Here is a 26,164-nt window from a genome sequence, read left to right as displayed (position 1 = left end):
TTTAAAACTTCAACTTATCTTTTAAATATTTAGCAGTATAGGATTTCTTGTTTCTAGCCAAATCTTCTGGGGTACCTTCAAAAATTAGCTGTCCGCCTTTTTTACCCCCTTCAAGACCTAAATCTACTATATAATCTGCACACTTTATCAATTCAATATTATGCTCTATCACAATTATAGAATGTCCGCGTTCAATCAAGGCATTAAAACTAGCCAATAATTTTTTAATATCATGAAAATGTAAACCCGTTGTGGGTTCATCAAAAATAAATAAGGCTTTATCTTTTGTGTTACCTTTTACTAAAAAAGAAGCAAGTTTTATTCTCTGCGCTTCTCCACCAGAAAGTGTTGATGACGATTGCCCTAAAGTAACATAGCCTAAACCTACATCTTGGAGTGGTTTTAGTTTGTTGGCTATTTTAGGAACTAAGTTCTCAGAGAAAAAAGCAACAGCATCATCAATGGTTAAGTTTAGTATATCATCAATAGACTTTTCATCAAACTTAACTTCCAATACTTCTTTTTTAAATCGTTTTCCGTTACAAGTCTCACATTCTAAATGCACATCTGCCATAAATTGCATCTCTATAGTAACTTCACCTTCACCCTTACATACCTCACAGCGTCCGCCTTCTACATTAAAAGAAAAATGTTTGGGTTTGTAGTTTCTTATTTTTGATAACTTTTGATTTGAAAACAACGCACGAATATCATCATAGGCTTTAATATAGGTAACAGGGTTAGAACGAGAAGAACGTCCAATAGGGTTTTGATCAATAAATTCTACATGTTTTAAGGTGTCAAAACTACCTTTAACAGCCGTATGCTGACCAATTTTATCTCCATAACCCAATAATTTTTTTTGCATTGATGGATACAATATTTTTTTAACTAAAGTGCTTTTTCCAGAACCAGAAACTCCTGTAATTACAGACAAACAATGTAAAGGAAAATGTACATCTATATTTTTGAGATTGTGTTCTCTAGCGCCAATTATTTGAATACTATTTTTAGATGACCTGCGTTTTGTAGGTACTTCAATTTTTAATTCTTCGTTTAAATATTTAGCTGTTAAAGAGTCTGAATCTAAAATCTCTTTATAGGTTCCTTCAGCAACCACGTTTCCTCCATAAGTTCCTGCTTCAGGTCCAATATCTATGATGTAGTCTGCTTCTTTCATGATATCTTCATCATGCTCTACAACCACAACAGTGTTGCCTAAATCTCTAAGATTTTTAAGAACTCCAATCAACCGTTCAGAGTCTTTTGGATGCAACCCAATACTAGGCTCATCTAAAATATACATAGAGCCAACTAAAGAACTTCCTAAAGAAGTTGCTAAGTTAATTCGCTGACTTTCACCCCCTGAAAGTGTATTAGATGTTCTGTTTAATGTTAAATAAGATAAACCTACATCATTTAAAAATTGCAATCTATTATTAATTTCTGTCAATAATCTTTTGCCTATTTTTTCTTCGTATTGGTTTAGTTTTATGTTTTTAAAGAAAAGAGTTAGTTCATCTAAGGGTTGTGTTACCAAATCTGAAATGGTCTTTCTATTGATCTTTACATAATTGGTTTCTTCACGTAAACGTTTGCCATTACAGGTGGTACATTTTGTTTTTCCTCGATATCGAGAAAGCATTACGCGGTTTTGTATTTTGTAACTTTTTTCTTCTAAAGCATTAAAAAAATGATGTATTCCATTGAAAGCTTTATTGCCGTTCCAGACCAACTCTTGTTGTTTTTCTGTCAATTCAAACCAAGGTTTATGAATGGGGATATCATATTTATAGGCTACAGCAATTAAATCTTCTTTATAATGAATATAAGATGGTGTTTTGAAGGGAAAAATACAATCTTCAAAAATAGACAAACCTGTATTTGGTATTACTAAATCTTCATCAATACCAATTACATTTCCATAACCTTCGCAGGTAGGGCAAGCACCATAAGGATTGTTAAAACTAAACAAATGTGTGTTGGGTTCTAAAAATGAAATACCATCCAATTCAAATTTATTACTAAACTCAGTAACTTTATTATGTTCTAAATCTTGAATGAAACAAACTCCTTTACCTTCAAAAAAAGCAGTTTGAATGGCGTCTGCTAATCTATTGTAAAAATCTTCCTCGTTTTTTGTAATAACCCTGTCAACTACTAAAAACAACGCTTCATTGCTGTAATCTTCTTGAGGAAAATCATTGAGCCTGTATATGGTTTCTTTCCATTTTAAACGAGCGTATCCTTGTTGTTCTAAAACTTGTAGAACAGTCTTTAAGTCTCTATTTTCATCAATTGTAATTGGAGCTAGCAATAAAAGTTTTGACCGTTCTTTAAATTTTTTAACAAAATTTACTACATCAGAAACGGTATCTTTTTTTACTTCTTTACCAGAAATAGGAGAGTAGGTTTTTCCTATTCTTGCAAATAACAACTTTATATAATCATAAATTTCTGTAGAAGTACCCACTGTAGAACGAGGGTTTGTAGAGTTTACTTTTTGTTCTATAGCTATAGCAGGTGCAATACCTTTAATATAATCTACTTTTGGTTTGTTAAGTTTCCCTAAAAATTGACGCGCATAAGAAGATAGACTTTCTACATAACGTCTTTGTCCTTCTGCATATAAGGTGTCAAAAGCTAAAGACGACTTTCCTGAGCCAGAAAGCCCTGTAATAACTACAAGTTTATTTCTTGGAATTACAACATCTATGTTTTTTAAATTGTGGAGTTTAGCTCCTTTAATTATAATGTTTTCTTTGGGGTTTACAGTAGTAATATCAGTCTTCATTCACAAAAAATATAAGTTTTAAAAATACTGCTTTTTTTAAGGACCTGAAAAAGTAATAAACGTAAAATTTGTTAAAATATTTGTGAAATTAAAAAATAATAATCATATTTGATGTATATAAACACTACAATACAAGACGCTTATAGTAAAAAACTACTTTAAACATTATTAAAAAATAATATATAAAAGAACCACTAGTTCTTTAAAAAGTAGTTATGATGCGTAAAAATATAATCACAGACAGTACTTTAATAAGTACGTATATACAAGGAAAAGAGTCTTCTTTAGAGATTTTAATAAAGAGACATCAACAGAGATTGTTCAGCTTTATTTATAGTAAAGTACAAGATAAAGATATTACAGAAGATATTTTTCAAGAGACTTTTATTAAGGTAATTAGAACTCTTAAAAAAGGAAATTATAATGAAGAAGGTAAGTTTTTGCCCTGGGTTATGCGCATTGCTCATAATTTGGTAATCGATTATTTTAGAAAAACTAATAGAATGCCTTCTTTTAAAACTACTGATGATTTTGATATTTTTTCAGTTTTAAGTGATGGAAATTTAAATGCAGAAAAACAGATTATAAAAGAACAGATTTATACAGACGTTAGAGAATTGGTAGAAGAGTTGCCTCAAGAGCAAAAAGAAGTACTAATTATGCGTATGTATAAAGATATGAGTTTTAAAGAGATTAGTGAAAATACTGGAGTGAGCATTAATACTGCATTAGGCAGAATGCGTTATGCTTTAATTAATATGCGTAAATTAATAGAGAAACATAAAATTATTTTAGTAAATTAACAATAAAGTAAAAAAAACATCGTTAAAAGTTTATAACCAATAGATTAAACAAACTATATGATGCAACTTTACTCAAGAAAGTCGTCTGAAATTCAGATGCAACCAAAACAAGAAACAGTTCAACTTTTGATTGATTTTTCCAAATCGCTAACTATTGTAAAAACCAAATCAGAAGATTTCATTGAATTGAATTTGAATTAAGAGTGGAAAAAGCTTCAACATATGTTGAGGCTTTTTTTATGTTATATCTTTTTCTTATACTACGCACATATTATAATCAAAAATTTCAAACGGATTAATCTCTCTATCATTTCAGCTAATTAAATTTATTAGTACAGCTTACATTTGAGCATGGAAAAAATATTAATAGCAGGTGCAAATGGCACAACAGGTAAGAAAATAGTAGATTTATTAGCAACTTCACAGTACTTTACTCCAGTTGCTATGGTTAGAAAGGAAGAACAAATTAAGCAATTTGAGGAAAAGAAAATTGAGACAGTGCTCGCAGATTTAGAACAAGATGTATCTCATGCTTTTTCAGCAATTGATAAAGTTATTTTTGCAGCAGGTTCTGGTGGAAAAAAAGTAAAAGAAGTAGATCAAGAAGGGGCAAAAAAGCTAATTAAGGAAAGTGAGAAAAATAATATTAAAAAGTTTGTAATGTTAAGTTCTATGGGGGCAGATGCACCAGAGCAAGCAGAGGATTTACAAGAATATTTAAAAGCAAAACAGAATGCTGATGAGTATTTGAAAAAAAGTAACATACCTTTTTCTATTGTAAGGCCAGGATCTTTGACTAATAATGAAGCAAAAGGTAAAATTAAATTGAGTAAAAAATTACAAGAAAGAGGTGAAATTAGTAGAGCTGATGTAGCCCAGACCTTAGTAAGAGTTTTGCACGATAGCGCTCAAATAAACAAAACTTTTGAGATTATTGAAGGAGATACTTTAATTGGTAAAGCTATACCTAACTAAAAAGATAATTATAGAATAAAAAAAGCGTTTAATTACGCTTTTTTTGTTTTGTAATAATCGTTCAAAACAGTCTTTCTGCCAATAGTTTTTGTGATGATATCTTTGTCTATATCCCAACCTCTTGCAGGAGAATATTCCCTTCCATACCAAATAATTTGCAAATGTAAATCATTCCATAATTCTCTGGGAAATAATCGCTTTGCATCTTTTTCAGTTTGAGCAACACTTTTGCCGTTAGATAAATTCCAACGATACAATAATCTATGAATATGCGTATCTACAGGAAAAGCAGGCACACCAAAAGCTTGACTCATAACCACACTTGCGGTTTTATGACCAACTGCGGGTAGTTCTTCTAAACCTTCAAAAGATTGAGGCACTTTTCCATCGTATTTTTCAATTAAAATTTTAGACAAACCGTAAATTCCTTTACTTTTCATAGGAGACAAACCACAAGGTCTAATAATTTCTTTAATTTCATCAACAGACATTTTTACCATATCAAAAGGATTATCCGCTTTAGCGAATAAAACAGGTGTAATTTGATTTACTCTAACATCTGTACATTGAGCAGACAATAAAACAGCCACCAGTAGGGTAAAGGGGTCTTTATGATCTAAAGGAATTGGAATTTCTGGATACAATTTTTGAAGTGTATCTACCACAAATTGCACCTTTTCTTGTTTATTCATCTATAATGTTAATTAAATAACAAAAATAACAATCTAATTTCATTAAAATATTCATTATTGTATTTTTGTTTAGTAATTATTTAAATAAATATAACAAAATGACATCACTACAAAAAGGAGATAAGGCTCCACAATTTGAAGCTAAAGATCAAGAAGGTAATACCATACGATTATCAGATTATGCAGGTAAAAAATTAGTTTTATTCTTTTACCCAAAGGCAAGCACACCTGGTTGTACGGCTGAAGCTTGTAATTTGAGTGATAATTACGCCTCATTTTTGTCTAAAGGGTATGATGTTTTAGGGGTGAGTGCAGACTCTGCTAAAAGACAACAAAATTTCAAAAATAAATATGAGTTGCCTTATCCGCTTTTAGCGGATGAAGATAAAACCGTCATTGAAGCGTTTCATGTTTGGGGTCCAAAAAAGTTTATGGGACGCGAATATGATGGAATTCATAGAACTACTTTTATTATTGACGAAAATGGCGTAATAGAGGATGTGATTACCAAAGTAAAAACAAAAGATCACGCGGCACAAATTTTATAGGAACGCCAAAAATAATTTGATAAAGAATAGAAACGAGTCACTTTTTAAGTGGACTCGTTTTTTTATAGCTTCATAGCTAATTTAAAGTTTAAAATTCTACCTGTTAAAAAGTTAGGAATACCAAATTGTCTTTTAGAAAAAGAATCTCTTACCCAAGTATTGGTAATTGCATTTTGGATATCAAACATATTAAATAATTCTAAACCAGCACTTAATTCTCTAAATTTAGATAAGAAACCTGTTTTATATTGCTTATTTACATCTGTAAATATGTATGATACACCAATATCTGCTCTTCTATAATCTCTAAGTCTGTTTTGAAAATCATAAACATCTGCATATGCAGGAGAGCCTCCAGGAACACCAGAGTTATAAACCAAATTTAAATACGCTTTAAGATTTGGCAAATTTGGTACATAGTCTTGAAACAAAATAGCAAACTTAAAACGCTGATCTGTGGGTCTAGAAATATTACCTCTATTGTCTTGGTTTTCTTCTGTTTTTAAGTAGCCAATACTTACCCAACTATCACTACCCGGAACAAACTCTCCGTTTAAACGAACGTCAATTCCGTTTGCATAAGCGGTAGCATTATTATTAGCTCTATATCTAATTCTTACATTATCTACAGTGTATGTATTTACGTTAGAAAGATCTTTGTAATAGGCTTCTGCAGTGAGCTTAAATGGTCTGCCCCACATTTCAAAACTATAGTCCATACCAAGTACTAAATGAATAGATCTTTGTGCTTTAAGATCTACATTAATATTACCATCAAAATCTCTTAGTTCTCTATAAGAAGGAGGCTGAGAATACCAACCACCAGAAGCCCTAAAAAGCATGTCTTTATGCCAATTTGGTTTTATAGCAAATTGAGCTCTAGGACTAATAATTGTTTGACTTTTAGAGTTTAGACCGTTTCCGCTTACTCTCCAATTATGAGCTCTAACTCCTACATTATACCAAACCTCATTATCTCCCCAAAATAGTCTTTCATTAAATTGAGCAAAACCAGAAATTCTGTTAATTTGAATGTTATTTTCTGTTCTAATATTTTGAAACGGAACAATGGGACCTGCAAAAGGTTCAAAAGGTTGGTTGTTAGTAGCAAAACCTGGAGGTCTTGTAGAAAACCCCAATGAGTCTATGATTTCCCACTCCCTTATACGATCTCTTATATCTTCTTTTTGAAGTTTAGCTCCAAATTCAAACTGTAATCTATTAGATTTGTATTTTCCTCTTATCTCAGCATTTGTAATAAGCGCATCAAGATCATTACGTGCATGATTTAGTTGAGAACCTATTCCTTGAGAAAACTCTACATCACCAAAGTTTTCAGAACCTATATTGGTATCTACCTCACCAAGATTATAGGTAGCTCCAATATCAAAATGTTCTTCTTCTTGTGTGTTGTATCTAGATACTGTTCCTGTAAGTATGAGTTTATCATTAACTTCAAACTCTGTAGAAAATGCTCCAAATAAGGTTAAATAATTATCTTCTTCTTGTCCTGTATAAAATACAGTTAACTCTAAAGGGTTGGCAACAGTACCAAACCTAGTTCTTCTAGAGATTGGTTGAAAATTATAACTGTTTATAGAAAAGTTACTTAGTAAATTGAACCTTAAACGGTCTGAAGCATTGTATGATAAAAAGGTTTGAAAATCTATAAAAGTGGGTCTAAAATTGGTTTCTATCTGCTTGCTATTTACAAATAAACTATTGTCTCTGTATCTAAAACTACTTATAGCAGTAAGTTTGTCTTCTATAATGGGTGCTTCAAACGTAATACTTCCACCTAAAAGGCTACCTTCAATGCTTGTAGCAACCTCTTTTGGTTTTCTATAAGTAATATCTAGTACAGATGACAATCTATCTCCATATTTAGCTTGAAAACCTCCTGCAGAAAAGTTAATATTCTGTACCATATTAGGATTTATAAAACTTAAGCCTTCTTGCTGTCCTGATCGTATTAAAAAAGGTCTGTATACTTGAATTCCGTTTACGTAAACCAAATTTTCATCAAAATTACCACCTCTTACATTGTATTGAGTACTTAGCTCGTTGTTATTACTTACTCCAGGCAAGGTCATTAAAACATTTTCTACACCAGCATTTGCACCCACTGTATTTTTTACTGTTTTTATATTGATGTTTTGTAACCCTTGAGCTTCTTTTTTTCTATCTCTAACAATAATTTCTTCTAATTCTTCTGTTTTTGAAATTAAGGTTACACTCAATCGGATACCATTTCTGCTTTTTGCAGTAATGTTTCTAGTTGTTGTTCTGTATGATATATGACTAAATTTTAATGATATTTCTTCTTTAAACGGAATACGTAATTGGTATCTTCCATTTTCATCTGAAGTAGTTCCAGATTGTTTATAACTTATAGAAACACCTTCTATAGGTTCATTGTTTTTATTTTTTACGCTTCCTTTTAAAAGTGTTGTTTTTTGAGAAAATATAAATAGGGGAAAAAAGATAAATAGTAATAAGAGTTTTTTCACGTAAATTAGTTTACTTGTTTCTTAAAGAACGTTGTAGAAAGCATATTCGTATTTCCAACATTGTCCGAGACTACAATTTTAAAGATATGTTTGCTACCAACCAATTTTTTATCACTAAAATTATAAGTAAGTATCCCTTTTTTATGATTGTATTGCATTAAAACCCACTCACCATCTATAGTAGCTCGCCAATTCTTAATTCCAGAACCTATATCATTAATTTTAACTTTTAGTGTAGTAAATTTACTTATCCATTGGTTGTCTTTAAAATACAAGGTTTTAATAGTAGGTTTTATACTGTCTTTTAATAGCCCATAATTGCCTAAGGTTTTAGAAGTTGTATAAAAAGTGCTATCTTTTTTTCTGGTATTTTGATATCTTGGATATTTAGAATATTCTAGATTTGCAATGTAAAGTTGTTGTTTTTCAGATTCAGAAAATTTAGAAACATCAAAAGTAAGTGTAAAACTTTTATTTAGTGGAATTGTAGGTTGATGAACTTTAGCGATACCGTTTTCTACCTTAAAATCTAAGTATACATCTTCATAAAAAGTATTTTTCGGAAAAGCAATAGAAATCCCATCTTTAGAAAATCTATGAAATTTTTTAGCTATAATTTTATATTCGGTTGTGTCTTTTTGTTTTTGAAATAAAGAGTTACTCTCTTTTCCAGTAATTGGTATTTTTACACTACTTTTATTACCAGCATAATCTTTAGCAATAATTTCAACAGAATAACTCAATCCATTTTGAATATCTATTTTTCCATCATTAGTTATTTCTTTGTAAGTAGAAAGTTTATTGGGTTTTACTCTAAATAATTTTTGATATTTTTTACGGTACTTTTTGTAATGTTGATAATCTATATGAAGATTTATAAACTTAGTTTCAGAAAAAGAAAAAGTTTCTACGTTATGATAAAAATAACGTTTCCCATTTACCAACATCTCTAAACTGTAAATACCGTTTTTGTTAGGAGCAAGATCTAACCTATCAAAAGTATTAATTGCAAAACCAATGCTTCCGGCAGCAAAAATTCTGTTAGCACTATATTTTCCTTCTGCAATTTTTTTTATAGGTAAAATAAAGTTTTTATTTTTATTGTCAATTCTAGAGTTTTTGGTTAAGGTGTATGCCTTTATAGATTCTAAAACAGGAGGTTTAGAATCTATAGGGTTAATACCAAAAAAAAGAGGATTTATAATATTTGCTGTTTTACTATCTCTTACTTCGTAATGTAGATGAGGTGCTCCAGAGCTACCAGTATCACCAGTAAAACCAATAATATCTCCCTTGTTAACAGGAAATTTATCTTCTTTAAAAAATAAATTTCCAGTAGCATAGTTTTCTTTTTTGTATTGAATAAATTTAACATATTCTTCAATTTTGGGAGCAAATTTTTTTAAATGAGCATATACTGTGGTGTATCCATTAGGATGCGTTATGTATAATGCTTTACCAAAACCAAATTGGGCAACTTTAATTCTTGAAACATAGCCGTCTGCAGGAGCATAAATTTTTAAACCTTCTTTTCTTTGTGTTTTTATATCTACACCAGAGTGAAAATGATTGCTTCTTAGTTCTCCAAACGTACCCGATAAAACCGTGGGTATGTCTAATGGATTAGTAAAGTAATTTTTTGGATATTTTTTTTGACAATACCCTTTGAGAGCAAGAAATAAAATAGAAATAAAAAATAGACGTTTCAAATTGCAATTATTTTGGACAAAAATACTAAAAAACATTTTTTAGAGTAAATAACTGTATAATAAGAGGTTAGTAAAAAAGTGATAAAATGTTGCTATATTAGAAACAGAATGTTAACTTTGTAAAGATAGTTTTATTTAAAAGGTTAGATGAGCAATACTATTGAAGCAATTCATTTATTGGAAGTTAAATTACAAAACCTCCTATCTAATTATGAGTTTTTAAAAAAAGAAAACGATATTTTGCTTCGAGAAACAACTAGTTTGCGACATCAGCTTTTAGAAAAAGAGCAGCTTTTAAGCAATCAAAAAAAAGAATATGATTTGTTAAAAATTGCAAAAACTATAGAAGGCAGTAGTACAAATACAAGAGAAACAAAACTCAAAATAAACACTTTAATTCGAGAGATAGACAAGTGTATCATTCAGTTAAATGAATAAGTTCTTTACAGTGTGGAAAAATTAAAAATTAATATTGTTATAGCAGGAAGAACCTATCCTTTAAGTGTTAATAACACTAGAGAAGAAGAAGGAATGCGAAAAGCGGCAAACTCTATAAATAAATTAATTTCTATGTATGAGCAAAATTATGCAGTTAGTGATAAGCAAGACGTGTTAGCTATGTGTGCTTTACAATTTGCATCTAAATTAGAAATTTCTGCATTACAACAAAACTCCACCACTAAAGAAGCAACAAAAAAAATAAATGAATTGACAAAATTAGTGAATTCACATTTAGAATAAGTTCTTTAAAATAACATTAACACACACTGCCTACGTTAGTAAATTGTTTGATAAACTCAACGAGATATCTATTATAAAGGATAAGTCTTGGTTGCTAAAGCGTGCCGTCTTAGAACGGATACTTGATCAGCTAGTTAGTCCTAAACCTGTAATAATGGAGTTTATATAAGCCACACTAGCGTAGGTTTTTTTTATATATTAAATTAAAATTATGGATGGTATGGTACTTCCCTTATTGGGAGTCTTAATAGGAATTGCAGTAGGTTTTATTATTGCAAAAGCTATAGAAAAATCAAAAGGCACAAAGTTGCTTAATGAAACAAAAAAAGAAGCAGCAACACTACTAAAAGAGGCAAAGATTGATGCAGACTCAATAAAAAAAGATAAAATACTTCAAGCAAAAGAAAAATTTATTGAATTAAAAGCAGAGCATGAGAAAGTGATTTTATCTCGAGAAAAGAAAATATCTGACGTAGAAAAACGAATACGAGATAGAGAATCTAAAGTAGCCTCTGAAGTTGATAAAAATAAACGTTTAAATAAATCTTTAGAACAAAAAGAAAACGATTATAACAATAAGCTAGATTTCTTAGATAAAAAAGAAACTGAACTAGAAAAAATGCACAAACGTCATGTTGATATGTTAGAGCAAATTTCTGGTTTATCTGCTGACGAAGCCAAAAAAGAATTGGTAGCTTCTTTAAAAGATGAAGCAAAAACTGAAGCTATGGCTTTTGTACAAACTTCTATAGAAGAAGCAAAACTAACCGCAGAACAAGAAGCTAGAAAAGTAATTTTAGGTACAATTCAAAGAGTAGGTGTAGAGCAAGCAGTAGAAAACTGTGTTTCTGTTTTTAATCTTGAATCTGATGATGTTAAGGGGCGTATTATTGGTCGCGAAGGTAGAAATATTAGAGCTTTAGAAGCTGCAACTGGTGTAGAAATTATTGTTGATGATACTCCAGAAGCTATTATACTATCTTGTTTTGACCCTGTTCGTAGAGAAATTGCGCGTTTATCTATGCATAAATTGGTTACCGATGGAAGAATTCATCCTGCAAGAATTGAAGAAGTTGTTAAAAAAACAGAGAAACAAATTACCCAAGAAATTATAGAAGTTGGTAAAAGAACTGTAATTGATCTAGGAATCCATGGGTTACACCCTGAATTAATTAAAACTGTAGGTAGAATGAAATATAGGTCTTCTTATGGACAGAACCTACTACAACACTCGCGTGAAGTTGCCAACCTTTGTGGTATTATGGCCGCAGAAATGGGGATAAATGCAAAAATGGCAAAAAGAGCAGGTCTATTGCATGATATTGGTAAAGTACCAGATACAGAAAGCGAATTACCGCACGCACTTTTAGGAATGCAATGGGCAGAAAAATATGGTGAAAAAGCAGAAGTTTGTAACGCAATTGGAGCGCACCATGATGAGATTGAAATGAAGAGTTTAATATCGCCAATTGTTCAAGTTTGTGATGCTATTTCTGGCGCAAGACCAGGAGCAAGACGTCAAGTCTTAGATTCATACATTCAGCGTTTAAAAGATTTAGAAAATATTGCTTTTGGATTTAGTGGGGTTCAAAAAGCATATGCAATTCAAGCAGGTAGAGAACTAAGGGTAATGGTAGAAAGTACAAAAGTTAATGATACGAAAGCAGCGGAATTATCTTTTGGAATATCTCAAAAAATCCAAAATGATATGACCTACCCAGGACAAGTTAAGGTTACTGTTATTAGAGAAACAAGAGCTGTTAATGTAGCCAAGTAAAGGCTATTTTAAGTTTTACAACAATAAAATCCTGCTTAAGCAGGATTTTTTATTTTCTAGGATGGTATTTTTCAACAACTTCTTGTAGGTAGCTTCTATCTAAATGTACATAAATTTCGGTTGTAGTAATACTTTCATGGCCTAACATTTGTTGAATAGCTCTTAAATCTGCACCGTTTTTTAATAAGTGTGTTGCAAATGAGTGTCTTAGCGTGTGCGGACTTATTTTTTTTCTTAAATTTATTTTAATAGATAAATTTTTAAGAATGGTAAATATCATTTGCCTTGTTAAACTTTTACCTCTTCTGTTTAAGAAAAGAATATCTTCAGAACCTTTTTGTGTATCAATATGGTTTCTTATATTTTTAATATAAAACAGTATGTATTTTTGAGCGTTAAAATGAATCGGTACAAAACGTTGCTTGTTTCCTTTACCAATAACCCTAATAAACCCTTCTTCAAAAAAAAGATCAGAGATTTTTAAAGCTACCAATTCACTTACACGCAAACCACAACTATACATTGTTTCTATAATGGTTCTATTTCGTTCTCCTTGAGGACGACTTAAGTCTATAGCAGCTATCAATTCATTGACTTCTGTTTCAGAAAGTGTATCAGGTAATTTTATACCAATTTTTGGAGTCTCTATTAAATCAGTAGGATTAGTTTCTCTGTAATTTTCAAAAATTAAGTAATCAAAAAAACTTCTTAAGCCAGAAATAATTCTGGCTTGACTTCTAGCATTTACTTTTTTGGCAATCTCATAAATAAACTGTTGTACAAGTGAACTATCTATAGCAATAGGTGAAACAGTTACATTATTATTAGTGAGAAAGTCCATTAACTTATCTAAATCTGCACTATAACTATTAATGGTGTTTGAAGATAAACCTCTTTCTATTTTAAGGTACAATTGATAATCTTTAACTGCATTTTGCCATTTCATTTGTTAAAATTACAAATAAAAAAAACCATCCCTAAAGGATGGTTTAAAATTTTTGTAATTTTTTTACAAGGTTTTAGAATAACTTCCATTTTTAGGTTGCAAATCTCCGGTAATAATTAAAACCAAATCTATAATGTACCAAATACCAAAGCCTCCTAATGTTATCAACTTTAAAATTCCTAAGCCAGTATAGCCAAGATAAAACCTATCAATACCTAGACCTCCTAAAAAGATAGATAGTAATAATGCTGTTGTTTGGCTTTTACCAGAACTTGCAGCTGCTGCGTAAGAAGAAACTTCCGTTTTTTCAACGGTATCACCCTTTACAACTTCAATTGTTTTTGTTTTCTTTTTCACGGGAAATGATGCTTGAGCACTAAAAGAAAATGCTAAAAACGCCATTAAAAAAGTGTAAATAGTTAATGATTTTTTCATTGTAACAATTATTTTTTAATTAATATTGTGACAATATATGTAAAAAATCTATGAAAACTAAATTTGGTTTATTCTTTTCTTTTCTGTCATTTTTATGTTTACAATCTCAGGGCACGAAAGCATTTGATTATGAGTTATTAGGAGCTTTGGTGTTAGAAGATAGCCAAATGATGTCTTATAAAATAGAATTTAATAGAGGAGAAAATAATTTTATACAAGGCTATTCTTTTACAGATTTAGATGGTATAAACGAAACGAAATCTTATATAAGAGGTTATTATAACCCTAAAGATGATAAAATACAATTTACTGAAAGCGATATTTTATATACAAAATCTAAATTTTTACCAGAAGAATTTTGTTTTGTAAAATTTAAAGGAACATTTAAAGGAGATTCTAAGAAAAGGTTGTTAGAAGGAAATTTTGTTGGTATTTATAACGACAAAGATACTTGTGCTACTGGAAAAATGAAGCTAGTGGGGATTAAGTTTGTAGAAAAAAAAGTTAGAAAAATATACAAAAAAATTAAAAAAATAAAAAAGATAGATAGCGTTGTAAAAGCTGAAATAAAACCAGAAAATTATTTGAAAAAATTTAGTGAAACTAAAATGAAATCAGGTGAAAAAGTATCTGTTTTTGTATACTCATCTAAAATAAAGTTAGAAATTTGGGATTATGGAATTCAAGATGGTGATATTGTTACAATAAAACAAAATGAAAAAGTTGTTCTAAAAAACTATAAAGTAGCAAGAAAAAAGAAGCAAATAGATTTAAATTTACAAGAAGGCAATAATTTGATAAGAATAATTACTGAAGATTCTGGAGCGTTGGAAACCAATACAACAAAGTTGAAAATATATGATTTTAGAAGAGAATATGAAGTTGTTGCGAATTTAGAAGAAGGAAAATCTGCAACTATAAACATTGTAAAAGTTAAGGTAAAGACAGGAAAAAAATAATTATTTATGAAATTAATCATTATAAACGGACCAAACTTAAATCTTTTAGGAAAGCGCGAACCAGAAATTTATGGCTCTAAAACTTTTGAAGATTTTTTTAGAGAATTACAATTGCAATATCCAGAGGTCGAATTGTCATACTATCAATCTAATATTGAAGGAGAGCTGATAGATAAACTACATGAAGTAGGCTTTGATTATGAAGGAATTATCTTAAATGCAGCAGCATATACACATACTTCTGTAGGTATTGGAGATGCTGTAAAAGGAATAACTACTCCGGTTGTAGAGTTACATATTTCTAACATACATGCCAGAGAAGAATTTAGACACCATAGCTTTATAGCACCAGCAGCTAAAGGAGTTATTTTTGGGTTTGGTTTAAAAGGATATGAATTAGCAATTCAGAGTTTCTTATAGTTTTTACTTGTTTTTAGAATTTCTTTATGATAATTCTAATAGCATTTTTATATCAGAACGCTCATAATGAGAATTTTCTTCTAAAGAAATTTCTGTAAATCCTACTTTTTTATATAAGTGTATAGCTGAAACCAATTTTCTATGAGAATATAAGGTAATACTTTTCCAGTTCTTATTTTTCGCAAAATCGATACAGAAATTCATTAATTGTAAACCAATGCCTAAACCTTGATATTTAGGTGAAACAGCCATTTTACTTAATTCAAAAAAAGTTTTTTGATTTATTAGTGAAACTACTCCAATAATCTCATTATTTAATTTTGCAAAAAAGATAAATCCACCTGAGTCAATTACATACTCTTGAGGATTACTTAAAATTTTTTCATCATAAGGCTCCACATAAAAGTATTTTTGTAACCATTCTATATTTAAATTGTAAAAATATTCTGCATATTCTTTTTTAAAATCGACTATTTGTAGCTCAGTAATATTCAAAATCTAATTATAAATTATCCTTAAATGTTATTAAACGTAAAAGTAGCATGATTCGTCGAAACATAAAGAGATTTCTATTAAAAAAAATTATATTTGTCATAATAGATCTATACTACTAATGCAGAAAGATAAATGGCTTTTTGAAATTTCTCCTAGAAACAATTTATTCGATTTAAATCTCAAAGAAGTTTGGCAATATAGAGATTTGTTATTTTTATTTGTAAAAAGAGATGTAATTACCCTTTACAAACAAACAATTCTAGGACCACTGTGGTATTTAATACAGCCACTATTTACATCTGTGATTTTTACATTAGTTTTTAACAACATAGCTGGGATTAAAACAGGTGAAATCCCTCCATTTTTATTCAATTTAGCAGGCGTTACCATTTGGAATTATTTTAAAGAATGTCTTACAGCAACGTCAGATACTTTTAAAAAAAATGAAGCTATTTTTGGAAAAGTATATTTTCCAAGAGTCATAATGCCAATGTCTATTGTAGTTTCCAATCTATTAAAATTTCTAATACAAATATTTATATTCTTATTTTTTTACATTTATTTTGTTTTAAAGGGATTTTCAATAGCACCCAACGTATATGTATTGTTTCTTCCAGTATTAGTCATTTTAATGGGAATGATTGGTTTGGGTTTGGGAATGATTATTTCATCCATGGTCACTAAATACAGAGACTTAACTTTTTTAGTATCTTTCGGTGTTCAATTATTAATGTATCTTTCAGCTGTAATGTACCCATTAGAATTGATGAGAAAAAAATTAGTAAATGTAGAAGAAGGTACAGATTATTCTTGGATAGTAGATATAAACCCTATTGCACATTTAATAGAATTTGGTAGATATATACTTTTAAATGATGGTAGCTATTCTAATTATGGGATCATTTACACAATTATCTTTACAGTATTTATATTTTTTATAGGATTACTAATTTTTAATAAAACTGAAAAATCTTTTATAGATACTATTTAAAATGAAGGGTGATATTATATTAAAAGTAGAAAATTTATCTAAGCAATACAGATTAGGAACTGTTGGTACAGGAACGATAAGTCATGACATAAATAGGTTTTTTGCAAAAATAAGAGGTAAAGAAGACCCATATCTAAAAATAGGGGACTCTAATGATAGGTCTTCAAAGGGGACTTCTCAGTACGTATGGGCTTTAAATGATATTAATTTTGAAGTAAAAAAAGGAGAAGTTTTAGGCATTATAGGGAAAAACGGAGCAGGAAAATCTACTTTATTAAAAATTCTCTCAAAAGTTACAAGCCCATCAACAGGTTCTATAAAATCTAGAGGAAGAATAGCATCGTTATTAGAAGTAGGAACAGGTTTTCATCCAGAAATGACAGGGAAAGAAAATATTTTTTTGAACGGAGCTATTTTAGGAATGACCAAAAAAGAAATTGAATCTAAATTTGAAGAAATAGTTTCTTTTTCAGGTTGTCAACGTTATATAGATACGCCAGTAAAAAGGTACTCTAGCGGTATGAAAGTACGTTTAGCTTTTGCTGTTGCTGCACACTTAGAACCAGATATTTTAGTTGTTGATGAAGTGTTAGCGGTAGGAGATGCAGAATTTCAAAAAAAAGCAATTGGTAAGATGCAAGATATCTCTAGTGGAGAAGGAAGAACTGTATTATTTGTAAGTCATGATATGGCTGCTATTAGAAGTTTATGTAACAGAGTTATCATATTATCTGATGGTAGAGTTCAAACAGAAGGTAAAACAGATTTTATTATTTCTGAATATATTAAGCAATCTTTTTCTTTAACCAAAAACGTATTCGAAAATTCTAAATTCATAGCAAATGTTCAAATTTATGTAGACGAAAACAGAAAAGAAGCTGTTAGTACGTTATTTATAGGAGGCAAATTTATTATTGAAATTGAATTTAAAAAGAATTTACCTATGAAAATTGATTATTGTTTTGTGGGTATAGAAGATGAAGAAGAAAAAAGAGTTTTATCATTAGGAACTCATCTAGACCATAACTTTTCAGGTGTATTTTCAGAAGGTAGTAAAGTAACATGTATTGTTGATAGTATGCCTTTAGTTCAAGGGAGATATAAGGGACTTATAGCTATCGGAACAGATAATCCAAGAGAAAATAAAGAGGTCATAAAAGATGCTTTATTGTTTGATGTAATTAATGATGACTTTTTTGAAAATGGCTTAAATTTAACAAAATCACAAGGATACATAGCCTTAAAATCTAAATGGGAAATATTGTAATGAAGAGGTTAGTTGTCATACCTTCAGATCCAATTAGTGATTATGAAAAAAAAGGAACTTCTTCTTGGTTGGAAGAATACTTTAACCCCAACAAATATTTTAATGAGGTATATGTCTTATCTCCGTTAGAGAAAGTTAGAACTCAAAAATATGGGCTAAACATCATACCTGTTTCTTCAAATAAAAAATATAGAAAACTAATTAGAGAAATAAATCCTAGTTGTGTAAGAGCATATGGAGGTTTTTGGGCAACAGATTTTGCAAATTTTAACTATGTAAAAGGAGTCCCTGTTATTTCGAGTGTTCATGACACAAACCCTCAATTAATTCATGAAAGTTTGAGTTTTTCTGATCAATGTATTGTAATGAGTAATGTGCTGCAAGATTTTTTAATTAAAAAAAAATTGAAGCAACAGAAAGATATACATGTTTTAGGTAACAGAGTAGATACTTCAGTTTTCAAAAAGAGACCAAGAGACAGTAAAATTTTGGGTTTTTTTCCAGAAGGTAAAATGATTTTGCATATAGGTAGAAAAACTCATCAAAAAAATATAGACAATGTAATAAAATCTTTAAAATATTTACCAGATGATTATTACTTAATTTTAATTGGTTTAGGTGACACTGAGAAATACAAAGAAATTGCAAAAAAAGAAAATATAAATGAAAGAGTATTTTGGTTAGATTCTGTAGAAAACAATATTCTTTATAAGTATTATAGTACCGCAGATGTATTATGCGTTCCTAGTAGATGGGAAGGATTCGGTATGGTGTTTATAGAAGCTGCTTCTTGCCAAACAAAAATAGTTTCCTCTAATATTGCCCCAATGAATGAGTATCTACTAAATGATGGTATTATGAATTTATTGATTGATGATTATGAAAATCCGAAAGTAATATCTGAGGCAATTATAAGAATACTAAATATTAATGAGACGAATAAAAATACTAGAGATTATATTATTAAAACTTTTGACAAAAAAATAATTGCCGATAAAGAAATCAATATTTATAAATCTAGTATAGATACAGGAAACCATAATTCGTTAAGATTTATACTTTGGAAATGGTCTTACAGATATAATTACTTTATAAAACCAGTTGTTAAAAAAGTAAAAAAAATACCCAAAAGAGTATGGAGAAGAATCCGTTAGTCTCAATTGTGTTGCCTATATATAATGGGGAAGAATTTATGGAAAAATCTATAAAAAGTTGCCTCAATCAGACTTATAAAAATATAGAACTTATTATTGTAAATGATAATTCTATAGATAATACATTTAATATCGTAAATAAAATTATACAGAAAGATGGTAGAGTAAAACTTGTAAACAATAAAACTAATTTAAAACTACCCAAAAGTTTAAATATTGGGCATGCTATTGCTAAAGGAGATTACATTACATGGACTAGTCACGATAATTTATATTTACCTAATGCTATAGAAAAAATGGTTGCTATTTTAAATGATAAAAAATTAAATATAGATATTGTATATTCAGATTTTTACTTGATAAATCAAAAAGGTGAAATTACAAAAACTCTAAAACTAAAAGAGCCGGAGGAATTAATTTTTAAAAATACCATTGGGGCCTGCTTCTTATACAAAAAAAAGGTCTTTTTAGAAAATAAAGGTTATAATGAAGAATTGTTTTTAGTAGAAGATTACGATTTTTGGTTGCGTTCTTTTTTTAAATTTAAATTCTATCATTTAAATTCAATTCTTTATAACTACAGAGAGCATTCAAAAAGTTTAACTAACGAGATAATAGAAAATAACAACTCAAAAAAAGTATTGTGGCAAGATAATATTTTAAAAATGACACACAATATTTCAACTATGTACTCTTACCCAGATAAACTCAAAGAGTTTATTTTAGAATTTCAAATACATAATAAAATTAATTCCAACGAAATAATAGAAAACTTTAACGATATTACCCTTTTTTTTAAACGTATATCAACCAAAAATAATGTATCATTTAATAACTTATTATGTTCCTTAAAAGAAAAATATATAAAAGGTGTTAGAAATAAACCAGAGCTACAGACTATAAAAAGCTCTTTATATTTATTATTGTTTTACAAAGTTTTAAATTTTAACGATTATAAAACTATGGTAAAAATTTTTACGCATAAGTTGTTTAAATTGTAGTGTTTTGTGAAAAAAAAAATTCTTTTAATAGCTATGCCTTCTTTACATTTTATAAGATGGGTTTCTAATTTAAAAAATACAAACTATGAGTTGTATTGGTTTGATATTTTAAACAGAGGTTATATTAATGAGTTACCTTATGTAAACCAAATTACTAATTGGCAAAAGAGAAAAAAATCATACATCAAAGGTGAATATTTTTTAGAAAAAAAAGTAACCTCTTTATACAATTCAATTAGTCCATTATTAAAAACAAGTATTGATGAAAAATTATTAGAAATACTTGAAACCTTAAAGCCAGATTTAATTCATAGTTTTGAAATGCAAAATTGCTCTTACCCAATTTTGAAAACCTTCAAAAAATTTTCTCATATTAAATGGTTGTATTCTTGTTGGGGGAGTGATATGTATTATTATAGCAATAATAAAAAGCATAAAAAGAGAATTATTTCTGTTTTACAAAAAATTAGTCATCTTCATACAGATAATAAGAGAGATTATACAATAGCAAAACAATTAGGCTTTAAAGGAAAACATGTTGGAATAATACCTGGAGGAACGGGGTACGATTTAAAAAACATGTATGAATTAAGAACTCCAATTTTAAAAAGAAACATTATTTTGGTAAAAGGCTATCAACATACTTTTGGTAGATCCATAAATGTCTTAAAAGCTTTAGCGGGTATTTTAGAAATAAAAAAGTACAAACAAGCCTATTCTATAATTGCTTTTGGATGCCATAAAGAGACTATAGATTACATTGTAAAGAATAAATTAAAAATAAAATATTATACAAGAACAGAGTTGAGTCATGACGATCTAATTTACCTTTTTGGCAAATCAAGAGTTTATGTAGGAAATAGTATTTCAGACGGTTTACCTAACACTTTACTAGAAGCTATAGTTATGAATACTTTTCCAATTCAATCTAATCCAGGACGGGTAACAGAAGAAGTAATAGAGCATGGTGTAAATGGATTTTTAATTAATGACCCAAACAATATAAAGCTAATAAAGAATTTGATTTTAAAAGCATTAAACGATGATAATTTAATTTTAAAAAGTGCTGAATTAAATCAACAATTAGCAGAAAAAAAATTAGATTTAGAATTTAATAAACAAAAGGTAATAAAAGTATATAAAAACATTATTAGTGAGAAAAGGTAATAATCCTCAAAAGGAAAAGAAAATAGAAATTACTAACAAGACTCATAGAGTAATAATACCATTATACATTCCAGAATTAGAAGCATATTATAAAGAAAGTTTTAAGGTTTTTAAAATGTGCATCAATTCTCTATTCAAAACAACTAATAAACAAACAGTTATTACAATTGTTAACAATGGATCTTGTATAGAAGTTGATAATTATTTAAATGAATTGTTTCAAAAAAAAATGATTGATGAAGTAATTAATACTCAAAAAGTAGGAAAGTTAAATGCAGTTCTAAAAGGTATTAGAGCATCAAATGAACCGTTCATAACTATAACAGATGCAGATGTTTTGTTTCAACAAAACTGGTTGAGTGAAACTATCAAAATTTTTACTAGTTTTAAAAAAGTTGGTGTGGTTGGAGTTGCACCTCAATTTAAATTGTATGATAATTTATCTCATAATGTAATTTTTGATAATTTTTTTAGTAGTAATTTAAAATATACAGAAGTAAAAGAAAAAAAAGGTTTACAAAAGTTTTATAAAAGTATAGGTTGGAATGATGATTATAATAAAGATTATCTAGCATATAATTTGAGTATAAAAAAACAAAATATTTCTGCTTTAGTAGGATGTGGACATTTTGTAGCTACCTACAAAAGGTGTCTTTTTGACAATAATTTACCATTTACAAATTATTCGTTAGGAGGAACAAGTGAAATGTTGTACTTGGATTTACCTGCACCTCAAAAAAATATGTGGAGACTAACTACAGAATATAATTTTGCATATCATATGGGAAATACAGTTGAAGGATGGATGTTGAAAAAATTAGATCAACTTGATAAGGAAGAAGTTAAGACTATAGTTTTTCCTTCAAATACACAACTTATAAAGAAAAATACTCCTTTTTTATACTTTGTAAAGCAAAGATTATTCTCTAGATTATTTTCATTTAAATGGTTTCAACAATTCTTTTATAGAATAAAAGGCTTGCCAAAAAAAGTAGCAAAAAAATATTAGATGATAAAATACTCTATTGTTATAACTACAAAAAACAGATTACAAGATTTAAAATTCACCTTACAATCATTAGGATCTATGGTTGATAGAAGGGATGTAGAACTCATAATTTGTGACGATGCTTCAACAGACGGAACCAGCGATTATTTAAAAAAGAAATTTAATAAATACACGATAATAACAAATAGTAATTCTAAAGGACTCATTTACAATAGAAATGTTTTAAATAATAAAGCTAAAGGAGAATATATAATTTCTTTAGACGATGATGCAAATTTTTTATCTAACAATAATTTGGAAGAGATAGATATTTACTTTAAAAAACATACTAATTGTGCAGTTATTTCATTTCGAATATTTTGGGGCTTATTAAGACCAAATAGCACAAGTACTTTAGAGCATTCGTTAATAGTAAATTCTTTTGTAGGGTGTGGCCATGTTTGGAGGAAGAAAATGTGGCACATGATACCAAATTATCCGTCATGGTTTATTTTTTATGGAGAAGAAAACTATGCCTCACTGCATTTGTTTAAAAATAACTTTGAAGTTCACTACAATCCTAATATATTAGTTCATCATAGAGTAGATATAAAAAAAAGAAAAAGTCAAAAAGATTATAGTCTAAGATTAAGAAGGTCATTAAGGTCTGGCTGGTATTTATATTTTTTGTTTTATCCTGCAAAAGAAATTCCGAGAAGGTTTGTGTATACGTTATGGATTCAGTTTAAAACAAAAACATTGAAGGCAGATTTAAAAGCTACTGCAGCAATTTTGAGAGCATTATTTGATGTTGTTTATAACTATAGAAAAATTAAAAAAAATAGAAGTAAATTAACAGATAAACAATTGACAGAATATTTAAAATTGCCAGAAGCTGTAATTTATTGGAAACCTAAAGAAATAGAAACAAATTGAATAGTTTTATAGAAATACAAGGCAGAAAAATAGGTAGAGATTTCTCTCCATTTGTAATTGCAGAAATAGGTATAAATCATGAAGGTTCATTAGCAGTTGCTAAAGAAATGGTTGATGCTGCACACAGAGCAGGTGCAGAATGTGTAAAACATCAAACTCATATAGTTGAAGATGAAATGAGTGGAGCTGCAAAAAAAGTAATTCCAGGTAATGCAGATGTTTCTATTTATGAAATTATGAAAAGATGCTCTTTAAATGAAAGAGATGAAATTGCTTTAAAAAAATATGTAGAAAAAAAAGGTATGATTTTTATTTCTACACCATTTTCAAGAGCAGCTTCAGAAAGACTAGAAAGGATGAATGTGAGTGCATATAAAATTGGTTCAGGAGAATGTAACAACTATCCTTTATTAGAGCATATTGCCTCTTTTAAAAAGCCAGTAATTTTAAGCACAGGTATGAATACCATAGAAAGTGTATCTAAGGCTGTTGCAATTTTTGAGAAAGCAAATGTACCTTTAGCACTTTTACACACAACTAATTTGTATCCAACGCCTGTACACTTAGTACGTTTTGGTGCGATGCAAGAATTGTCAAATGCTTTTCCTAATAATGTTTTTGGTTTATCAGACCATACACTAACCAACCATGCTTGTTTGGGAGCAGTAGCATTAGGAGCTTCAATTTTAGAACGTCATTTTACAGATCATAAACAAAGAACAGGACCTGACATTGTTTGTTCTATGGATGAGGATGAGTGTAAAGAACTTATAAAGGGAAGCAATTTAATATGGCAGATGCGTGGAGGAAAGAAAGAACCTGCCAAAGAAGAACAAGTTACTATAGATTTTGCTTTTGCAACACTAGTGAGTATAAAGTCTATAAAAAAAGGTGAAGTTTTTACTAAAGAAAACATTTGGGTAAAAAGACCTGGTACAGGAGAGATTTTAGCAGAAGAATTTAGTTCTATTTTAGGAAAGAAAGCTAGCGTAAACCTAAATTCAGATGAGCAACTAAAAAGATCTGATATTGAGTAAAATGAAAAAAATAGTATTTCTTAGTGGTACACGTGCAGATTTTGGTAAACTAAAATCTTTAATTAAGATTACTCAAGAATCTGTTAAATTTGACGTCCAAATTTTTGCTACAGGAATGCATTTAGACGAAAAATATGGACTCACTGTCAACGAAATATATAAAAGTGGTTTTAAAAATATTTCAACTTTTCAAAACCATGTTGGCACAGCGTTTATGGATAGAACTCTAGCAAAAACAATTCAAGGATTTTCTGAATATATAGCTGTTAAAAAACCAGATTTGATTGTAGTGCATGGAGATAGAGTAGAAGCATTAGCAGGAGCAATTGTAGGTAGTTTAAATAATATCTTGGTAGCTCATATAGAAGGAGGAGAAATATCTGGTACAATAGATGAATTAATAAGACATTCTGTTAGCAAACTATCTCATTTACACCTTGTTTCTAATGAAGAAGCTAAAAAAAGATTAATACAAATGGGAGAATTAGAAGGATCTGTTTATGTTATAGGATCTCCAGATTTAGACCTAATGAACCCATCAAGTTTACCTAGTTTACAAAAAGTTAAAGAATATTATGAGATAGAATTTAAAGATTATGCGATAGCGATGTATCATCCTGTTACTACGCAATATCATAATATTGAAAAACACGTTGAGGTTTTTGTTAATTCTCTATTAGAATCAGGTAAGAATTATATTTTAATTTATCCTAATAATGATTTAGGTACAGAAGAAATTTTAAAGTCATATGAAGTCTTAAAAGGCAATTCTAAATTTAAAATTTTTCCTTCATTACGCTTTGAGTATTTTTTAAGATTATTAAGTGAGGCAGAATTTATAATTGGTAATTCTAGTGCAGGTATTAGAGAAGCACCTTTTTATAACGTAAAAACAATAGACATTGGTTCTCGACAAAATAATAGAAGTAAAGCAAAATCTATCTTAAATGTCTCTCATTCAAAAGAAGAGATTTTAAAATCAATTATAAATATTACTAATCAAAACCAGAAGGAGATAGACATTTCTGAGTTTGGTGAAGGTAATAGTAACAAGCTTTTCTTACATTTGTTAATATCAGAAGAAATTTGGAAAGTAAATTACCAAAAACAATTTCAAGATTTATAGCATGAGAGTTTTAGCAGTAATACCTGCAAGAGGAGGATCTAAAGGTATACCAAAGAAAAACATAATCAATTTTTTTGGTAAACCTTTACTACATTGGTCTATAGATTCTGCTATTGCTTCAAAATTTATAACAGATGTGGCAGTGTCTTCAGACGATGATCATATTTTACAAATAGCGAAACAAAATAAAGAGATTATAGCTATCAAAAGACCTATAGAATTAGCAAAAGATACTTCAAAAACCGAACCTGTTATTGTTCATGCATTAAATCATTTAGGTAAAAATAATTTTGATTATATAATTCTTCTTCAACCTACATCTCCTCTAAGAACATCAGAAGATATAGATCTTGCTTTTCAAAGAATTTTAAAGTCTAAAGCAGATTCTATAATAAGTGTTTGTGAAGAAGAACATCATCCTTATAAATCTTTCAAAGTTGATGATGAGGGGTTTTTAAGCGGAATTATTAATAATGAATATCCTTTTTACCCAAGACAAAAATTACCAAAAATTTATAGAGCAAACGGAGCAATTTATATAATCAAAACTCAAATTTTTTCTAAAAGCGAATCTTTATTAACTAATAAAACAACTTTTTTTGAGATGTCAATTGAAAGAAGTGTAGATATAGATAAAATAGAAGATATTGAAAAAATAAATAGTTATAGCAACGATATATTAAAGTAAATTTA

The 26,164-nt window shown here is 29.0% G+C and carries 25 protein-coding genes and 1 other RNA gene; 19 read left to right on the top strand and 7 right to left on the bottom strand.

From position 1 onward, the window contains the following. Position 1: 1 nt before the first annotated feature. Positions 2–2,794 carry an excinuclease ABC subunit UvrA gene (gene uvrA / locus DUT90_RS08210; protein ID WP_114426676.1) on the bottom strand — a complete coding sequence of 931 codons (2,793 nt, stop codon included), beginning with the start codon at positions 2,792–2,794 and terminating at the stop codon, positions 2–4. 218 nt (positions 2,795–3,012) lie between these two features. Between uvrA and DUT90_RS08205 the strand changes: the two genes are divergently transcribed. Then, positions 3,013–3,597, top strand: a complete 585-nt coding sequence (locus DUT90_RS08205; protein WP_181858166.1) for an RNA polymerase sigma factor — start codon at positions 3,013–3,015, stop codon at positions 3,595–3,597. Between the two features lie 351 nt (positions 3,598–3,948). Next, the gene (locus tag DUT90_RS08200) at positions 3,949–4,572 is read left to right on the top strand and encodes an SDR family oxidoreductase (RefSeq protein ID WP_114426674.1); all 624 of its coding nucleotides are present in this window, start codon (positions 3,949–3,951) and stop codon (positions 4,570–4,572) included. 32 nt (positions 4,573–4,604) lie between these two features. On the opposite strand, the gene nth is transcribed toward DUT90_RS08200, so the two are convergent. Continuing rightward, positions 4,605–5,264 carry an endonuclease III gene (nth, locus tag DUT90_RS08195; protein WP_114426673.1) on the bottom strand — a complete coding sequence of 220 codons (660 nt, stop codon included), beginning with the start codon at positions 5,262–5,264 and terminating at the stop codon, positions 4,605–4,607. 98 nt (positions 5,265–5,362) lie between these two features. On the opposite strand from nth, the gene bcp reads away from it, so the two are divergent. Next, positions 5,363–5,812 carry a thioredoxin-dependent thiol peroxidase gene (gene bcp / locus DUT90_RS08190; protein WP_114426672.1) on the top strand — a complete coding sequence of 150 codons (450 nt, stop codon included), beginning with the start codon at positions 5,363–5,365 and terminating at the stop codon, positions 5,810–5,812. A gap of 62 nt (positions 5,813–5,874) precedes the next feature. Here the strand turns inward: bcp and DUT90_RS08185 are convergent, their stop codons facing one another. Beyond that, positions 5,875–8,322, bottom strand: a complete 2,448-nt coding sequence (locus DUT90_RS08185; RefSeq protein ID WP_114426671.1) for a TonB-dependent receptor — start codon at positions 8,320–8,322, stop codon at positions 5,875–5,877. A gap of 5 nt (positions 8,323–8,327) precedes the next feature. Then, positions 8,328–10,031: a M23 family metallopeptidase gene (locus DUT90_RS08180; protein WP_114426877.1), complete on the bottom strand. Its 1,704-nt coding sequence runs from the start codon at positions 10,029–10,031 to the stop codon at positions 8,328–8,330. A gap of 147 nt (positions 10,032–10,178) precedes the next feature. On the opposite strand from DUT90_RS08180, the gene DUT90_RS08175 reads away from it, so the two are divergent. From DUT90_RS08175 to rny, 4 genes are all read left to right on the top strand, one after another. Then, positions 10,179–10,469, top strand: coding sequence for a hypothetical protein (locus DUT90_RS08175; RefSeq protein ID WP_114426670.1), 291 nt, complete (start codon positions 10,179–10,181; stop codon positions 10,467–10,469). Positions 10,470–10,481: 12 nt separating this feature from the next. Beyond that, positions 10,482–10,772 (top strand): cell division protein ZapA, encoded by a 291-nt coding sequence (locus DUT90_RS08170; RefSeq protein ID WP_114426669.1) that lies wholly within the window; start codon positions 10,482–10,484, stop codon positions 10,770–10,772. A gap of 54 nt (positions 10,773–10,826) precedes the next feature. After that, positions 10,827–10,935: non-coding RNA, 6S RNA (gene ssrS, locus DUT90_RS08165), on the top strand. Positions 10,936–10,983: 48 nt separating this feature from the next. Then, entirely contained in the window at positions 10,984–12,549 is a 1,566-nt protein-coding gene (gene rny, locus DUT90_RS08160; protein ID WP_114426668.1) for a ribonuclease Y, read from the top strand. A gap of 49 nt (positions 12,550–12,598) precedes the next feature. Here the strand turns inward: rny and xerD are convergent, their stop codons facing one another. Further along, positions 12,599–13,495: a site-specific tyrosine recombinase XerD gene (gene xerD, locus DUT90_RS08155; protein ID WP_114426667.1), complete on the bottom strand. Its 897-nt coding sequence runs from the start codon at positions 13,493–13,495 to the stop codon at positions 12,599–12,601. Positions 13,496–13,558: 63 nt separating this feature from the next. Then, a complete protein-coding gene (locus DUT90_RS08150; protein WP_114426666.1) occupies positions 13,559–13,930 on the bottom strand; it encodes a TM2 domain-containing protein in 372 nt (123 codons plus the stop codon). Positions 13,931–13,980: 50 nt separating this feature from the next. Here DUT90_RS08150 and DUT90_RS08145 point away from each other — a divergent pair, with 50 nt between their 5' ends. Both DUT90_RS08145 and aroQ read left to right on the top strand, forming a co-directional pair. Beyond that, the gene (locus DUT90_RS08145; protein ID WP_114426665.1) at positions 13,981–14,889 is read left to right on the top strand and encodes a hypothetical protein; all 909 of its coding nucleotides are present in this window, start codon (positions 13,981–13,983) and stop codon (positions 14,887–14,889) included. A gap of 6 nt (positions 14,890–14,895) precedes the next feature. After that, positions 14,896–15,309, top strand: a complete 414-nt coding sequence (gene aroQ / locus DUT90_RS08140) for a type II 3-dehydroquinate dehydratase (RefSeq protein WP_114426664.1) — start codon at positions 14,896–14,898, stop codon at positions 15,307–15,309. A 24-nt stretch (positions 15,310–15,333) separates the two neighbouring features. Here aroQ and DUT90_RS08135 read toward each other — a convergent pair whose 3' ends face one another. Beyond that, on the bottom strand, positions 15,334–15,798 hold the full coding sequence (locus DUT90_RS08135; protein WP_408962309.1) for a GNAT family N-acetyltransferase: 465 nt from the start codon (positions 15,796–15,798) through the stop codon (positions 15,334–15,336). A gap of 124 nt (positions 15,799–15,922) precedes the next feature. Between DUT90_RS08135 and DUT90_RS08130 the strand changes: the two genes are divergently transcribed. From DUT90_RS08130 to DUT90_RS08085, 10 genes are read left to right on the top strand one after another with little or no spacing between them, the layout of a single operon-like run. Then, complete coding sequence (locus DUT90_RS08130) at positions 15,923–16,795, top strand: ABC transporter permease (protein WP_114426662.1); 873 nt, start codon at positions 15,923–15,925, stop codon at positions 16,793–16,795. Between the two features lies 1 nt (position 16,796). Then, the gene (locus tag DUT90_RS08125; protein ID WP_114426661.1) at positions 16,797–18,062 is read left to right on the top strand and encodes an ABC transporter ATP-binding protein; all 1,266 of its coding nucleotides are present in this window, start codon (positions 16,797–16,799) and stop codon (positions 18,060–18,062) included. Further along, positions 18,062–19,216, top strand: coding sequence for a glycosyltransferase family 4 protein (locus tag DUT90_RS08120; protein ID WP_181858164.1), 1,155 nt, complete (start codon positions 18,062–18,064; stop codon positions 19,214–19,216). The genes DUT90_RS08125 and DUT90_RS08120 overlap by 1 nt, the downstream gene beginning before the upstream one ends. Then, complete coding sequence (locus tag DUT90_RS08115; protein ID WP_114426659.1) at positions 19,198–20,217, top strand: glycosyltransferase; 1,020 nt, start codon at positions 19,198–19,200, stop codon at positions 20,215–20,217. The genes DUT90_RS08120 and DUT90_RS08115 overlap by 19 nt, the downstream gene beginning before the upstream one ends. A 6-nt stretch (positions 20,218–20,223) precedes the next feature. Further along, a complete protein-coding gene (locus DUT90_RS08110) occupies positions 20,224–21,384 on the top strand; it encodes a glycosyltransferase (RefSeq protein ID WP_147266202.1) in 1,161 nt (386 codons plus the stop codon). Further along, entirely contained in the window at positions 21,371–22,393 is a 1,023-nt protein-coding gene (locus DUT90_RS08105; RefSeq protein WP_114426657.1) for a glycosyltransferase family A protein, read from the top strand. The genes DUT90_RS08110 and DUT90_RS08105 overlap by 14 nt, the downstream gene beginning before the upstream one ends. After that, positions 22,394–23,308: a glycosyltransferase family 2 protein gene (locus DUT90_RS08100; protein ID WP_258848525.1), complete on the top strand. Its 915-nt coding sequence runs from the start codon at positions 22,394–22,396 to the stop codon at positions 23,306–23,308. Continuing rightward, positions 23,305–24,345: an N-acetylneuraminate synthase gene (gene neuB, locus DUT90_RS08095; RefSeq protein WP_114426656.1), complete on the top strand. Its 1,041-nt coding sequence runs from the start codon at positions 23,305–23,307 to the stop codon at positions 24,343–24,345. The genes DUT90_RS08100 and neuB overlap by 4 nt, the downstream gene beginning before the upstream one ends. A gap of 1 nt (position 24,346) precedes the next feature. After that, the gene (gene neuC, locus DUT90_RS08090) at positions 24,347–25,471 is read left to right on the top strand and encodes a UDP-N-acetylglucosamine 2-epimerase (RefSeq protein WP_114426655.1); all 1,125 of its coding nucleotides are present in this window, start codon (positions 24,347–24,349) and stop codon (positions 25,469–25,471) included. Position 25,472: 1 nt separating this feature from the next. Next, positions 25,473–26,159 (top strand): cytidylyltransferase domain-containing protein, encoded by a 687-nt coding sequence (locus tag DUT90_RS08085; RefSeq protein WP_114426654.1) that lies wholly within the window; start codon positions 25,473–25,475, stop codon positions 26,157–26,159. The last annotated feature ends 5 nt before the right edge of the window (positions 26,160–26,164 follow it).

Source organism: Polaribacter sp. WD7, from assembly GCF_003335085.1.
In the GTDB taxonomy this organism is placed as follows: Bacteria; Bacteroidota; Bacteroidia; order Flavobacteriales; family Flavobacteriaceae; genus Polaribacter.
The sequence above is the reverse complement of the archived record's forward strand: the minus strand, read 5'-3'. Positions and strand labels throughout refer to the sequence as shown.

Excerpts from the sequence above, each read along its gene's own strand:
- uvrA (WP_114426676.1), bottom strand. The coding sequence starts at position 2,794 with ATGAAGACTGATATTACTACTGTAAACCCCAAAGAAAACATTATAATT.
- DUT90_RS08205 (WP_181858166.1), top strand. The coding sequence starts at position 3,013 with ATGCGTAAAAATATAATCACAGACAGTACTTTAATAAGTACGTATATA.
- DUT90_RS08200 (WP_114426674.1), top strand. The coding sequence starts at position 3,949 with ATGGAAAAAATATTAATAGCAGGTGCAAATGGCACAACAGGTAAGAAA.
- nth (WP_114426673.1), bottom strand. The coding sequence starts at position 5,264 with ATGAATAAACAAGAAAAGGTGCAATTTGTGGTAGATACACTTCAAAAA.
- bcp (WP_114426672.1), top strand. The coding sequence starts at position 5,363 with ATGACATCACTACAAAAAGGAGATAAGGCTCCACAATTTGAAGCTAAA.
- DUT90_RS08175 (WP_114426670.1), top strand. The coding sequence starts at position 10,179 with ATGAGCAATACTATTGAAGCAATTCATTTATTGGAAGTTAAATTACAA.
- rny (WP_114426668.1), top strand. The coding sequence starts at position 10,984 with ATGGATGGTATGGTACTTCCCTTATTGGGAGTCTTAATAGGAATTGCA.
- xerD (WP_114426667.1), bottom strand. The coding sequence starts at position 13,495 with ATGAAATGGCAAAATGCAGTTAAAGATTATCAATTGTACCTTAAAATA.
- DUT90_RS08150 (WP_114426666.1), bottom strand. The coding sequence starts at position 13,930 with ATGAAAAAATCATTAACTATTTACACTTTTTTAATGGCGTTTTTAGCA.
- DUT90_RS08145 (WP_114426665.1), top strand. The coding sequence starts at position 13,981 with ATGAAAACTAAATTTGGTTTATTCTTTTCTTTTCTGTCATTTTTATGT.
- aroQ (WP_114426664.1), top strand. The coding sequence starts at position 14,896 with ATGAAATTAATCATTATAAACGGACCAAACTTAAATCTTTTAGGAAAG.
- DUT90_RS08130 (WP_114426662.1), top strand. The coding sequence starts at position 15,923 with ATGCAGAAAGATAAATGGCTTTTTGAAATTTCTCCTAGAAACAATTTA.
- DUT90_RS08125 (WP_114426661.1), top strand. The coding sequence starts at position 16,797 with ATGAAGGGTGATATTATATTAAAAGTAGAAAATTTATCTAAGCAATAC.
- DUT90_RS08120 (WP_181858164.1), top strand. The coding sequence starts at position 18,062 with ATGAAGAGGTTAGTTGTCATACCTTCAGATCCAATTAGTGATTATGAA.
- DUT90_RS08115 (WP_114426659.1), top strand. The coding sequence starts at position 19,198 with ATGGAGAAGAATCCGTTAGTCTCAATTGTGTTGCCTATATATAATGGG.
- DUT90_RS08100 (WP_258848525.1), top strand. The coding sequence starts at position 22,394 with ATGATAAAATACTCTATTGTTATAACTACAAAAAACAGATTACAAGAT.
- neuC (WP_114426655.1), top strand. The coding sequence starts at position 24,347 with ATGAAAAAAATAGTATTTCTTAGTGGTACACGTGCAGATTTTGGTAAA.
- DUT90_RS08085 (WP_114426654.1), top strand. The coding sequence starts at position 25,473 with ATGAGAGTTTTAGCAGTAATACCTGCAAGAGGAGGATCTAAAGGTATA.